Here is a 12129-nt window from a genome sequence, read left to right as displayed (position 1 = left end):
GCCGTGGCGGGCGGGCCCTTCGCCGTCCGGGGAGGCGGGTTACTGCTGGTAGGCGACCAGCGAGATGCCTACGTAGTGCACGATGAACGCCGCCAGCGTCAGCGAGTGGAACACTTCGTGGAAGCCGAACCAGCGCGGTGACGGGTTCGGGCGCTTGAGGCCGTAGATGACGCCCCCCGCGCTGTAGAGCAGCCCGCCGACGACGACGAGGACCAGCACCGCGATGCCGCCGGTGCGCATGAAGTCCGGCAGGAAGAACACCGCGGCCCAGCCCATGGCGATGTAGCACGGGGTGTAGAGCCAGCGCGGGGCGCCGACCCAGAACACGCGGAAGGCGATGCCGGCCGCCGCGGCCCCCCAGATCGCCCACAGGAGCGGGCGGCTGGTGGACTCGGGCAGCAGCAGGAGGGTCAGCGGCGTGTAGGTGCCCGCGATGATCAGGAAGATGTTGGCGTGGTCGAGCCTGCGCAGCACGGCCTCGCCGCGCGGGCCCCAGGTGCCCCGGTGGTAGACCCCGCTCACACCGAACAGCAGACAGGCGCTGAGCACGTAGACGGCGCAGGCGACCCGCGCACGCGTGCTGTCCGACAGGGCGATCAGGGCGATTCCGGCAATGACCACCGCGGGGAACATTCCGGCGTGCAGCCAGCCACGCATCCGTGGTCTGACCGGTACGGGGTCGGTGAGCTCGACGGGTCCGGACGCGGAGGCGGCTGAAGTCATATCCGCATGCTACCTACGCTTCCGTAGGTAACCGATCCGAGTGGCGATGCTCACGTGTGCGGCCCTCTGGACATATGGGCGGGTTAGTCGGATGATCAAATGAGTGCGGTCGGCACCGGATGAGCGCCAGGGGAATTCGAAGCGGTCAGCATCCGGGTCGCAGCCCCCACGGGGCCTGACAACACACCCTCTCGACAAGGAGCGATCGTGGCGCGAGACATCGCGGCTCCCCTCACTGTTCCCACTCGGCACCAGGAGCTCGTCTCCTGGGTTGACGAGATCGCAGCCCTCACCCAGCCGGACCGCGTGGTCTGGTGCGACGGCTCCGAGGCCGAGTACGAGCGCCTGTGCGGGGAGCTCGTCGCCAAGGGCACCTTCACGAAACTCGACCCGGTCAAGCGCCCCAACTCGTACTACGCCGCCTCCGACCCGACTGATGTCGCCCGCGTCGAGGACCGCACCTTCATCTGCTCCGAGAAGGAGGAGGACGCGGGCCCGACCAACCACTGGAAGGCGCCCGCCGAGATGCGGGAGATCTTCGCGGGGGAGAAGGGTGTCTTCCGCGGCTCCATGCGCGGCCGCACGATGTACGTCGTCCCGTTCTGCATGGGCCCCGTCGGCTCGCCGCTCTCCGCGATCGGCGTCGAGATCACCGACTCCGCGTACGTCGCCGTCTCCATGCGCACCATGACGCGCATGGGCCAGGAGGTCCTGGACGAGCTCGGCACCGACGGCTTCTTCGTCAAGGCCGTCCACACGCTCGGCGCACCCCTGGCCGAGGGCGAGGCCGACGTCCCGTGGCCCTGCAACTCCACCAAGTACATCTCGCACTTCCCCGAGGACCGCGAGATCTGGTCCTACGGCTCGGGCTACGGCGGTAACGCCCTGCTCGGCAAGAAGTGCTACGCGCTGCGCATCGCCTCAGTCATGGCCCGGGACGAGGGCTGGCTGGCCGAGCACATGCTGATCCTCAAGCTCACCCCGCCGCGCGGGGAGAGCAAGTACGTCGCCGCCGCGTTCCCGAGCGCCTGCGGCAAGACCAACCTCGCCATGCTGGAGCCCACGATCTCCGGCTGGACCGTCGAGACCATCGGCGACGACATCGCCTGGATGCGGTTCGGCGAGGACGGCCAGCTGTACGCGATCAACCCCGAGGCCGGCTTCTTCGGCGTCGCGCCCGGCACCGGCGAGCACACCAACGCCAACGCCATGAAGACCATGTGGGGCAACTCCGTCTTCACCAACGTCGCGCTCACCGACGACGGCGACGTGTGGTGGGAGGGCATGACCGAGGAGGCGCCCGCGCACCTCACGGACTGGAAGGGCAACGACTGGACCCCCGAGTCCGGCACGCCCGCCGCCCATCCCAACGCCCGCTTCACCGTCCCGGCCGGCCAGTGCCCGATCATCGCGCCGGAGTGGGAGGACCCGAAGGGCGTGCCGATCTCGGCGATCCTCTTCGGCGGCCGCCGCGCGTCCGCGGTCCCGCTGGTCACCGAGTCCTTCACCTGGCAGCACGGCGTCTTCCTCGGGGCCAACGTCGCCTCCGAGAAGACCGCCGCCGCCGAGGGCAAGGTCGGCGAGCTGCGCCGCGACCCGTTCGCCATGCTGCCGTTCTGCGGCTACAACATGGGCGACTACATGAAGCACTGGGTCAAGGTCGGCGCCGACAAGGCGGACCAGTCGAAGCTCCCGAAGATCTACTACGTGAACTGGTTCCGCAAGAACGAGGCGGGCAAGTTCGTCTGGCCCGGATTCGGCGAGAACAGCCGTGTCCTCAAGTGGATCGTCGAGCGGCTGGAGGGCAAGGCCGAGGGCGTCGAGACCCCGATCGGCATCCTGCCGGCCAAGGGCTCCCTGGACACCGAGGGCCTGGAGCTCTCCGAGTCCGACCTCGACTTCCTGCTCAATGTCGACAAGGAGGTCTGGCGCGAGGAGGCGGCGCTGATCCCCGAGCACCTCAACACCTTCGGCGACCACACGCCGAAGGAGCTGTGGGACGAGTACCGCGCGCTGGTCCAGCGCCTGGGCTGACCCCCGCCCCGTAGCCGAGCGGGCGCCCGCAGGCCACGGCGTGAGGCCCGCGCAGCCCCTCGGGGCGGCGCGGGCCTTCGCGTACGACAGGTCACGTGCCGGGCGCGGTCCGCACCCGGCTCGTGTGTGGCACCCGGTCCACGCGTCTTCGCGACCCGTGGACCGGGGCCGTCAGGGGGCGCCGACCAGGACGGTCGGCACGGTGGGGGCGGACAGGGCCGCGGTGTGCGCGTCCATGGCCTCGGCCGCGAGGATCGCCGCGGCGGTGTCGGCGCGGGACGCGGCCACCACGAGCGCGCGGCCGGCCAGGGCGTGGGCCCGGCGGTGCAGAGCGGCCGGGGACGCCTCGCTCCGTCCGGCGTGCCGGGCGGGCGGCGCGGCGCGGAGCCGGGCCACCTGCTCGGCGATGCGGTCGCCCATGGCGTCGAGGCCCAGCTCGTCGGTGACGGCGAGCAGGGCCGCGAGGTGCCCGGCGAGCTGGATGTCCAGCTCGTCCTCACGGCTGCGGTGCGGGAAATCGGCGTTGTCGGCCGATGTGTGGACCGATTTGGTGCGGATCGGCTCGTACATGGGTGGCCTCCTGGTGTTGCAGTAAGGCCATCCTATCTTAGATTGAGTCTAAAGTTGTGTCGGATCCGGAGGCGCCGGCCGCTCAGGGCTGGCTGTAGCCGTCCAGGAAGTTCCCGATACGCGTCACCGCGTCGGTCAGGTCCTTCGCCGACGGCAGTGTGACCACTCGGAAGTGATCGGGTTCCGGCCAGTTGAAGCCCGTGCCCTGCACCACCATGATCTTCTCGGCCCGCAGCAGGTCGAGGACCATCTGCCGGTCGTCCTTGATCTTGAAGACCTTGGGATCGAGCCTCGGGAAGAGATACAGCGCGCCCTTCGGCTTCACACAGGTCACCCCGGGGATCTGCGTCAGCAGGTCGTACGCCACGTCCCGCTGCTCCCGGATCCGCCCGCCCGGCAGCACCAGCTCGTTGATCGACTGCCGCCCGCCGAGCGCGGTGGCCACCGCGTGCTGCGCGGGCATGTTGGCGCACAGGCGCATGTTGGCCAGGATCGTCAGGCCCTCGATGTACGAGGAGGCGTGCGCCTTCGGCCCGCAGACCGCCATCCAGCCGGAGCGGTAACCCGCGATCCGGTAGTTCTTGGAGAGCCCGTTGAAGGTGAGCACCATCAGATCCGGGGCGATGGCGGCGGTCGGGGTGTGCGTCGCGCCGTCGTAGAGGATCCGGTCGTAGATCTCGTCGGAGCAGACGACCAGGTTGTGGCGCCGGGCGATCTCCGTCAGCCCTCGCAGGATCTCGTCGTCGTAGACCGCGCCGGTCGGATTGTTCGGGTTGATGATCACGAGCGCCTTGGTGCGGTCGGTGATCTTCCGCTCGATGTCGGCGAGGTCGGGCATCCAGTCGGCCTGCTCGTCGCACCGGTAGTGCACGGCCGTACCGCCGGCCAGCGAGACCGAGGCCGTCCACAGGGGGTAGTCCGGAGCGGGGACGAGCACCTCGTCGCCGTCGTCGAGCAGCGCCTGCATCGACATCTGGATCAGCTCGGAGACGCCGTTGCCCAGGTAGATGTCCTCGACGCCGAGGTCGATCCCCTTGGTCTGGTAGTGCTGCATCACCGCGCGGCGCGCCGACAGCAGGCCCTTCGCGTCGCCGTAGCCGTGCGCGCCCGAGAGGTTGCGCAGGATGTCCTCGAGGATCTCCGGCGGGCACTCGAACCCGAATGCCGCGGGGTTGCCCGTGTTGAGCTTGAGGATGCGATGACCTGCGGCTTCGAGCCGCATCGCTTCCTCGAGCACGGGGCCGCGGATTTCGTAACAGACGCCGGCGAGCTTCGTGGACTGGATGACCTGCATGTCTGCGAGCTTACGACCGTGTTTCGCGCGGTGCCCCCGGTTCGCGCACCGGTTGCTCCCTACGGGGTCGCGCGACGGCGCGCCGGGTCTTCCATCGGCATGCCGCCCCGGCCGCGGACCGTGGGAACGGCCGGTCGGGGCGGCTCCGCGGCTTGGAATGCGGGCGTCGGTCACGGGACCGGGTGAGATGCGCCACGCGGGGGCCCGTGCGCGGCCCGGGGGGCGTGCTGCCGGATACCGGCCCCGTGCCCGTCCGCGCCTGCTCGTGCCGGGTTCCGGCGGGGAGTATGCCCTGGTCAGCCGGGCAGAACGGTCCCCTCGGGCAGGCGTACGCCGAAGTCCTCGGCCAGCACCCGCAGCACCTCGGCCGAGTCGCTCAGCTCCCGCTCCACGACCGTGCCGTCGTCGGCGGTCTCCACCAGCGTCCGCCCGGACAGGGCCAGGTGCCGGCCCGGCAGGGTGCGCTGGGCGTACACCGCCTGCCGGAACGGTGAGCGCGGGTTGGTCGCGATGTGCCAGTTGATGACGTCGTAGTCCGGGGCCTCGAAGGGCTCCAGGGTGAACTCGTACTGCGGCTCCCAGTAGCCGCCCTTGTCCGTCTGCAGCTCCCACATCTCCAGCGGCCCGTCGTGCGGGGCGTGCACGAGCCGGTGGCGTCGCGGGGTGTCGAGCAGCTCGGCGTCCACCACCAGCGGGATCGGCTCCAGCAGCGCGCCGTGCGAGCCGAAGCCGACATCGGCCAGGTAGGGGGCGGGCTCACCCTCCACATCGACCTGCATCAGCATGTGCGTACGGGGCCTGATGTCACCGGGCGCGGCGCCCACCACCACCCGCGCGGTCAGCAGCGTCACCCGGAATCCGAGCTGGGTCAGGACCGCGGCGAGGAGGGTGTTGTGCTCGTAGCAGTACCCGCCGCGCTCACCACGGACAAGCTTGTTCTCCAGGTCCGGGAGCGCGAGGGACGGGGCGCTGCCGAGGAGGGGCTCCAGATTCTCGAACGGGATGCCCAGCATGTGGGCGCGGTGCACGGACCGCAGCACCTCCACGGTGGGGCGGCGCTCCCCGGACCAGCCGATGCGGGCGAAGTAGGCGTCGAGGTCGAGTGTCATACCCCGACACTACGCAGACACCTCAGAGGTTTCTCAAATGCCCTGACCGCACAGGAGATACGGGGAACGCGGCCCACGTGTGCCGTGAGGCGGGCCCGGGCGGGTCATGGCGCGGGCCCGCGTGTGTCATGCGGCGAGCGGGGACCCCTGCCCGGCGGACACCACCGAACCGCCCTGGACGACGCCCACCACGTTGGCCGGATCGGCCAGGAAGCCGATGTCCGTCAGCGGGTCACCCCGCAGCACCACCAGGTCGGCGTGGGCGCCCGGCTCCAGGGTCCCGATCTTGCCCCGCATGCCGAGGAGTTCGGCGGCCGTGGAGGTGGCCGCGCGGATCACGTCGATCGGCTGCTGCACCTCGGCGCGGATGCGGAACTCCTCGTTCTGGTGGCGGTGCATCCCGCCCAGGAGGTCGCTTCCGTATGCGGTCCTGACCCCGCCCCGTGCGGCCCGCTCCAGAGCGGCGAGGCCCTGCCCCAGCACCTCGTCCACCTTGCGGTGACTGTCGGCGGGCAGACCGAATTCGGGGCCTTCCTTCTTCAGCGCCCAGTAGGTGACCAGCGTCGGCACGAGGAACGCGTCGTACTCGGCGAACAGCCGCACGCTTTCGTCGTCCAGTAGATTTCCGTGCTCGATCGACCGGATACCGGCCCGCAGCGCGCGGTTGACCGCCCGCGCCGTGTAGGCGTGCGCCGCGACGTACCGGTTCGCCGCCTCGGCCTCCTCGACCACGGCACGCAGCTCGTCCATGGAGTACTGGGTGGAGTCGATGCGGTCGGTGGGTGAGGCCACGCCCCCGGAGGCCATCACCTTGAGGTGATGGGCACCCTTGCGGAGCTCGTCGCGCGCCGCCGCCCGCACCGCGTCGACGCCGTCGGCCACCCTGCCGAGCCCCGCACAGCAGGGGTGGTCGTCGCTGACCCGTGTGCCGCGGCCACGGCTGTCACCGTGCCCGCCGGTCTGGCTGAGGGCGCGGCCGCAGAACAACAGCCGGGGCCCGCGCAGCAGCCCCTCCTCCTGGGCGTCGCACAGGCCGTAGTCGGCACCCGAGGCGTCCCGCACGGTGGTGAATCCGCGGTCCAGCATGCCGCTCATGATCCGGGCGCTGTGGGCGGTGACGTAGCTGGGCGACGAGGAGGGCAGTGCGCCCAGATCGGCGGTGGATGCCGTCACATGGACATGGGCGTCGATCAGGCCCGGCAGCACGGGGGCGCCGGCCAGGTCCACGGACCTGACACCGTCGGGGACGCTCAGCGCGGTGCCGGTCTCGACGATGCGCCCTTCGGCGCACCGCAGGTCGGCCTCCTGGTAGTCGCCGGTGGCCACATCGAGCAGTCGGGCATTGCGCAGCAGCAGTGACAAGGGGGTCTCCTCGGTGGATCTGTCGTGAAAGGCGCGGGGCGTGACGCTTCGCGCCCCGGCGCCGGCGTCGTCGGGTCAGTCGGTGGTCCGGCCGGCCCGCGCGGAGACGGCGCGCAGGTCCGGGACCGCCCGGGAGGCGAGGGCACTGAGGGCACGGACGGACGCGTCGTCGTAACTGCCTTCGGCGTCCAGGACGTTGAGCATGCCCAGCGTGAGGCCGTCGTCCACGACGGGGACGTTGACTACCGCACCGCAGCCGAGCTCGTCGATGGTCCGGTGGTCGGCGAAGACCTCGCGGACCGCCGCGCGGTCGGCTCCCAGATAGGGCAGCTGCCGTTCGATGCACTGCTCCAGCCAGCCGCCGGACACCTCGACGGACTTCTCGCCGCCGACCGGGTACGGGCCGGGGTGGCTGCTGTGGACGCGGTGCAGGACGCGCCGCTCGGGGAACCAGGCCAGCACGGTGAAGAGGCGGACGCCCACCGTCGTGCGGATCTCCTCCTCCAGCGCGGGGAGCAGGCCGGTCGTGTACGTGTCGCTCATCGGGAGGTCACCTCTGAAGTGGTGGACGCGGATGTGAGGCCGGAGGGTGCCGGTCCGGGTTCGGTGAGCTCCTCCAGGGAGCGTCCGGCCGTGCTCACGCCGAACAGCACCGTGCAGATCACTCCGACCGCGAGCACGGCCGTGGTCAGGCCGAAGACACCGGCGAAGCCGAAGCTCGCGGAGGAGACCCCGATGATCACCGGCGCCAGGATGGAGCCGACCCGGCCGAAGGCGCTGGACAGGCCCGTCCCGCTGGCCCTGATCCAGGTCGGGAAGACCTCGGGGGTGTAGGAGTAGACGCCCGCGTAGGTGCCGTTGAGGAAGAAGGAGAGCACCGCCCCCGCCAGGGTGATCGACACCGGGGTCGTGGTCTGGCTGAGCCAGAAGGCGCTGAGGGCCGAGCCGGTGAGATAGAGGGCGATGACGTTCTTGCGGTCGAGCCGCTCCGAGAGCCAGGCAGCGGAGAAGTATCCGGGGATCTGGGCGACATAGATGATGATCGAGAACTCGAAGCTCTTGGTGACGGTGATGCCGCGCTGGATCAGCAGGGTCGGGATCCACGAGAAGAAGCCGTAGTACGAGAACGTGATCACGAACCAGATCAGCCAGGTGATCGCGGTGCGGCGGGCCATCCTGCCGCTCCACAGGTACTTCAGGGCGCCGAACAGGCCCAGTGCCGGACGGGCGGGCGCGATCGCGGCAGCGGTCGCCGCCGCGTCCGCCACCGGTACGGGAGGCAGCGGCTTGCCGATGGCCTTCTCCACCTTGCGTTCGAGATCGGAGACGACCTGTTCCGCCGCCGCGAGCTCTCCCCGGGCGATCAGATAGCGCGGCGATTCGGGCAGGGAACGCCGCCACCAGAGCAGCATCACCACCGGCAGTGCGGTGATCACCTGGGCGACCCGCCAGCCCTCGGGCACGGTCGGGACGACGAAGCGGCCGATGAGCGCGGCGGCGACGAAGCCGAAGGAGAAGAAGCCGGCGAGCGCCCCGACGAACCAGCCCCGGCGCGCGGCGGGCACGAACTCCGAGAGGAACGGGGCGATGATGGCGCTCTCCGCGCCGGCCCCCGCGCCCGCCAGGACCCGGGCGCCCAGGAAGAGTTCGTAATTGGGCGCGACGGCGGCCACCAGCGAGAAGAAGGCGTAGAAGGCGAGCGCCCACATCATCACCTTGCGGCGGCCGATGCGGTCGCCCAGCAGCCCGGCGGCCACGGCCCCGAAGAGGAAGCCGAAGGGCGACGCGGAGCCGATGAGGCCGAGCGCGCCGTTGCCGAGGTCCCAGGCCTCCTGCGCGCTGGGCATCAGGAAGGCGACGACGGCCGAGTCCATCCCGTCGAACGTGTAGCCGAGGCCGCCGATCAGGAGCAGGGCGTAATGGGGCTTGCTCAGCGGCAGCCGGTCCAGTCGGGCCAACAGCGTCATGCCGCACCTCCGGGTCTTCGAGTTGGAGGCAACGTAGTATGCAGAATTAACGAACTGCAATGGTTGTTGCAGATTTTTCTGATCGTTACACCGGTAGCCTGGGCCGGAAACACGTCGGAGACCCGCGAGCACCGGGGAGCCCGCGAGTGCGTCGGACGCCCGCGAGCGCGCCGCCGGCCCGCCTCACGGGAACCGAGGAGAACAGAGGGAGGCCCAGTGGCGGCAGCAGGACCCGACGCCGACGCCGACGTGGAGCGCGGACCCGAAAGCACGGGGGCCGCCCCTGACGCGGGCGACAGCTTCGAGGAGTGGCTGCGCGGCCGGCTCCCCGCGCGCGGGCTGCGCAGCAAGGGCACCGCCGTCCTGGACGTCCTCCTCACCCAGCCGCGACGCGCCTCCTTCGCCCCGACCGCCGAGCTGGCGTCCCTGGCCGGGGTGAACATCGCCACCGTCACCCGCACCGCCCAGGCCCTCGGCTTCGCCGGCTGGCCCGCGCTCCAGCAGGAGCTCAGGGCGCGCTACCTGTCCGCCCTCAGCGCCCCCGACGTCGCCGCCGAGCACCATGCCACGGACGGGGTGGCGGACGCGTCCCTGCGCCGTGACCTCGACAGTGTCGCCCTGCTCACCCGCCGGCTCGACGGCGGTGCCATACGGAGGGTCGCCGAAGCGGTGGCGGCCGCCCGGCACACGGTCGTGGTCGCCGACGGGAGCTACGCGGCGACCGGGATCGCCTTCGCGCACAACGCGCGGCTGGCCGGCTACCGCATCACGGCGATCACCGGTGGTGACGCCCAACTCGCCAATGTCATCTCCGACATGACGGACGAGGACGCGCTCGTCGCCATCAGCTTCTGGCGGCTCTACGCGAGCACCGTCCTCGCGGCAGGGGAGGCGCACCGCCGCGGCGCGAAGGTCTTCGCTCTGACGGACGCGGCGAGCCCCGCGCTCACCGAGGCGGCGGACGAGGTCGTGCTCGTGCCGGCCGAAGGCGTGTCCTTCTTCCCCTCGCTCACGGCCGGAACCGCCGTGGTGCAGGCCGTCGTGGCGGAGCTCGCCGCCATCGACCCCGAGCGGACCCGCCGGGCCATCGAGGCCGCCGAAGCGCAGTGGGACCGCTTCGGCCTGCTGCACCGGCGCCCCCGGCCGCGTAACGGGGCCGCCGATCATTAAGGGCGCGGGAGGACGTGCGGCGGACCGTTGATCAGGGCCTGGCGGGTCCGCGGCTCGGCAGGGTCTGGCTGTAGACGACGCTGGTGCTCGTGCTGCCGAAGCCGGCCAGCTCGTCCATGAGTGCCTCCAGATGCTCCATGGAGGTCGCCGCCACCTTCAGGGTGTAGCAGTCGTCGCCTGTCGTGCGCAGGCACTCCAGGATCTCCCGGCGCTCCGCGAGCAGCTTCCTCAGCGGCTGGTGGCGGTTTCCCGGGTACTTCAGGCGGACGACGGCGAGCACGGGGTAGCCGACCGCGGTCAGGTCGATCGTTGCGTGGTAGCCGGTGATGACGCCCAGTGCCTCGAGGTTCCGTACCCGCTCGGTGGTGGCGGACTGGCTGAGGTTCACCCTCCGCCCCAGCTCGCTGAGCGAGATGCGCGCCTCCCGTTGCAGGAGGTCGATGATCGCCCAGTCGACATCGTCAAGATTCACGGCCATGCCGTGATTCTAACGGCAGAATCATGGCAGAACGCCCCTGCAACCGGGAGAAACCTATTCCTCGTCCGCTGATCGCCGGGATAGTTTCGCAGTATGCAATTAGGCGTCAACGTACCGAACTTCGGCCCGGGCACCGATCCTGGCGTGCTCCGTGAGTGGGCGCGGACCGTGGAGGACCTCGGCCTCGACCTCCTCATGGTGTCGGACCATGTGGCCGTCACCCCGGATGTGGCCGAGCGATACCCGGAGCCGTTCTACGAGCCGTTCACCACGCTGTCCTGGCTGGCAGGCCTCACCACCAGGGTGCGGCTGGGAACGACCGTGCTCGTGCTGCCCTATCGGCACCCGTTGCTGGTGGCGCGCATGGCCGCCAACCTCGACGAACTCAGCGGTGGCCGGCTCGTCCTCGGGGTGGGCATCGGATGGGCACGCCAGGAATACGACGCGCTCGGTGTGCAGTTCACCGCGCGCGGCAGACTGACCGACGAGTACCTGGAGGTCCTGCGGGCCGCTCGGGGCTCGGTGTCCGGGAGCGGCGCGGCGCCCCGGATCCCCATCTGGGTGGGCGGCAACAGCGAGGCCGCGATCCGGCGCGCCGTCAGGTTCGGCGACGCCTGGCACCCGCTGAGGGGCACCCTCGCCTGGATGCGGTCGGCCGTGACCAGCCACTCCCTGCCGGCGTTCGCGCCCCGCATCGCCCTGCGGATCACCGCCGAACCGGTCGAGGGCCACGAACGTCTCGCAGGCGTCGGCACCCTCGAGCAGATCCTGGACGATCTCGGCCAGCTCGACCGGCTCGGCGCCGACACCGTCGTGCTCGATCCCTACCACGGCGACCCGGAAGAGACCCGTCGGCCCGACGCGGCCTGGCAGGCACTGGCCGCCGTGACCACCCACCGGAGGACACCATCGTGATCACCCCTGCAGACGAGAAGCTCCTGCGGCGTGCGATCGGCATCGCCGCCCATGCCGTCACCCTGGGCGACGCACCGTACGGCTCCCTGCTTGCCGGTCCGGACGGCGCGATCCTCGTCGAAGCCCACAACACCGTGCGGCGCGACAACGACATCGCCGCACACCCGGAACTGAAGCTCGCCCGCTGGGCCGCCCGTGAGCTCGACCCCCAGGCGGCCGCGCGCACCACCATGTACACCAGCTGCCGGCCTTGCGGCATGTGCGCCGGCGGCCTCGTCCGCTCGGGACTCGGCCGGGTCGTCTACGCCCTGTCCACCGAGCAACTCATCGAACTCAACCCGGAGTCGGGCGCCTGGCCGACGGTGGCGCCCGAGGGTCCGGCACTGTTCGACGAGGCGCGCGCTCCCATCGAGGCCTACTACCGTTCATGACTCCCGTCGCGCACGGTCCGTGGCCGTGCGGCGGGCGGACCGGCGGGTGCCGCACGCGGAGGTCCGGCCACCGGAC

At 70.7% G+C, this 12129-nt stretch carries 12 protein-coding genes; 4 read left to right on the top strand and 8 right to left on the bottom strand.

Features of this window, described 5'->3' with window-relative positions; all coding sequences use genetic code 11:
* Window positions 1-39: 39 nt before the first annotated feature.
* The gene (locus ACFWFI_RS33490; protein WP_387397712.1) at window positions 40-723 is read right to left on the bottom strand and encodes a PAQR family membrane homeostasis protein TrhA; all 684 of its coding nucleotides are present in this window, start codon (window positions 721-723) and stop codon (window positions 40-42) included.
* 207 nt (window positions 724-930) lie between these two features.
* Here ACFWFI_RS33490 and ACFWFI_RS33485 point away from each other — a divergent pair, with 207 nt between their 5' ends.
* Complete coding sequence (locus tag ACFWFI_RS33485) at window positions 931-2757, top strand: phosphoenolpyruvate carboxykinase (GTP) (RefSeq protein WP_387397709.1); 1827 nt, start codon at window positions 931-933, stop codon at window positions 2755-2757.
* 171 nt (window positions 2758-2928) lie between these two features.
* Here the strand turns inward: ACFWFI_RS33485 and ACFWFI_RS33480 are convergent, their stop codons facing one another.
* From ACFWFI_RS33480 to ACFWFI_RS33455, 6 genes are all read right to left on the bottom strand, one after another.
* Window positions 2929-3327, bottom strand: a complete 399-nt coding sequence (locus ACFWFI_RS33480) for an SCO4983 family protein (RefSeq protein ID WP_387397706.1) — start codon at window positions 3325-3327, stop codon at window positions 2929-2931.
* An 82-nt stretch (window positions 3328-3409) separates the two neighbouring features.
* Window positions 3410-4621, bottom strand: coding sequence for a pyridoxal phosphate-dependent aminotransferase (locus ACFWFI_RS33475; RefSeq protein WP_387397704.1), 1212 nt, complete (start codon window positions 4619-4621; stop codon window positions 3410-3412).
* 296 nt (window positions 4622-4917) lie between these two features.
* Complete coding sequence (locus tag ACFWFI_RS33470; RefSeq protein ID WP_387397701.1) at window positions 4918-5730, bottom strand: arylamine N-acetyltransferase family protein; 813 nt, start codon at window positions 5728-5730, stop codon at window positions 4918-4920.
* Window positions 5731-5856: 126 nt separating this feature from the next.
* A complete protein-coding gene (locus ACFWFI_RS33465; RefSeq protein ID WP_387397698.1) occupies window positions 5857-7092 on the bottom strand; it encodes a metal-dependent hydrolase family protein in 1236 nt (411 codons plus the stop codon).
* A gap of 75 nt (window positions 7093-7167) precedes the next feature.
* Window positions 7168-7635, bottom strand: a complete 468-nt coding sequence (locus ACFWFI_RS33460) for a GAF domain-containing protein (protein ID WP_387397695.1) — start codon at window positions 7633-7635, stop codon at window positions 7168-7170.
* Window positions 7632-9059, bottom strand: a complete 1428-nt coding sequence (locus ACFWFI_RS33455) for an MFS transporter (RefSeq protein WP_387397693.1) — start codon at window positions 9057-9059, stop codon at window positions 7632-7634. The genes ACFWFI_RS33460 and ACFWFI_RS33455 overlap by 4 nt, the downstream gene beginning before the upstream one ends.
* A 216-nt stretch (window positions 9060-9275) precedes the next feature.
* Here ACFWFI_RS33455 and ACFWFI_RS33450 point away from each other — a divergent pair, with 216 nt between their 5' ends.
* A complete protein-coding gene (locus ACFWFI_RS33450; RefSeq protein ID WP_387397690.1) occupies window positions 9276-10229 on the top strand; it encodes a MurR/RpiR family transcriptional regulator in 954 nt (317 codons plus the stop codon).
* Window positions 10230-10260: 31 nt separating this feature from the next.
* Here the strand turns inward: ACFWFI_RS33450 and ACFWFI_RS33445 are convergent, their stop codons facing one another.
* Entirely contained in the window at window positions 10261-10707 is a 447-nt protein-coding gene (locus tag ACFWFI_RS33445; protein WP_387397688.1) for an Lrp/AsnC family transcriptional regulator, read from the bottom strand.
* Between the two features lie 93 nt (window positions 10708-10800).
* Between ACFWFI_RS33445 and ACFWFI_RS33440 the strand changes: the two genes are divergently transcribed.
* Together ACFWFI_RS33440 and ACFWFI_RS33435 are read left to right on the top strand one after the other, a co-directional pair.
* Window positions 10801-11622 (top strand): TIGR03619 family F420-dependent LLM class oxidoreductase, encoded by an 822-nt coding sequence (locus ACFWFI_RS33440; protein WP_387397686.1) that lies wholly within the window; start codon window positions 10801-10803, stop codon window positions 11620-11622.
* Window positions 11619-12053 carry a nucleoside deaminase gene (locus tag ACFWFI_RS33435; protein WP_387397683.1) on the top strand — a complete coding sequence of 145 codons (435 nt, stop codon included), beginning with the start codon at window positions 11619-11621 and terminating at the stop codon, window positions 12051-12053. The genes ACFWFI_RS33440 and ACFWFI_RS33435 overlap by 4 nt, the downstream gene beginning before the upstream one ends.
* Window positions 12054-12129: the final 76 nt, after the last annotated feature.

Source organism: Streptomyces sp. NPDC060209 (assembly GCF_042728155.1).
Lineage (GTDB): Bacteria > Actinomycetota > Actinomycetes > Streptomycetales > Streptomycetaceae > Streptomyces.
Note: the sequence above shows the minus strand (reverse complement) of the source record. Positions and strands in the feature narration are given on the sequence as shown.

What these genes read in the sequence shown, in the direction of transcription:
- ACFWFI_RS33470 (WP_387397701.1), bottom strand. Translation starts at nt 5,730, where the DNA reads ATGACACTCGACCTCGACGCCTACTTCGCCCGCATCGGCTGGTCCGGG.
- ACFWFI_RS33460 (WP_387397695.1), bottom strand. Translation starts at nt 7,635, where the DNA reads ATGAGCGACACGTACACGACCGGCCTGCTCCCCGCGCTGGAGGAGGAG.
- ACFWFI_RS33455 (WP_387397693.1), bottom strand. Translation starts at nt 9,059, where the DNA reads ATGACGCTGTTGGCCCGACTGGACCGGCTGCCGCTGAGCAAGCCCCAT.
- ACFWFI_RS33445 (WP_387397688.1), bottom strand. Translation starts at nt 10,707, where the DNA reads ATGGCCGTGAATCTTGACGATGTCGACTGGGCGATCATCGACCTCCTG.
- ACFWFI_RS33475 (WP_387397704.1), bottom strand. Translation starts at nt 4,621, where the DNA reads ATGCAGGTCATCCAGTCCACGAAGCTCGCCGGCGTCTGTTACGAAATC.
- ACFWFI_RS33490 (WP_387397712.1), bottom strand. Translation starts at nt 723, where the DNA reads ATGACTTCAGCCGCCTCCGCGTCCGGACCCGTCGAGCTCACCGACCCC.
- ACFWFI_RS33480 (WP_387397706.1), bottom strand. Translation starts at nt 3,327, where the DNA reads ATGTACGAGCCGATCCGCACCAAATCGGTCCACACATCGGCCGACAAC.
- ACFWFI_RS33440 (WP_387397686.1), top strand. Translation starts at nt 10,801, where the DNA reads ATGCAATTAGGCGTCAACGTACCGAACTTCGGCCCGGGCACCGATCCT.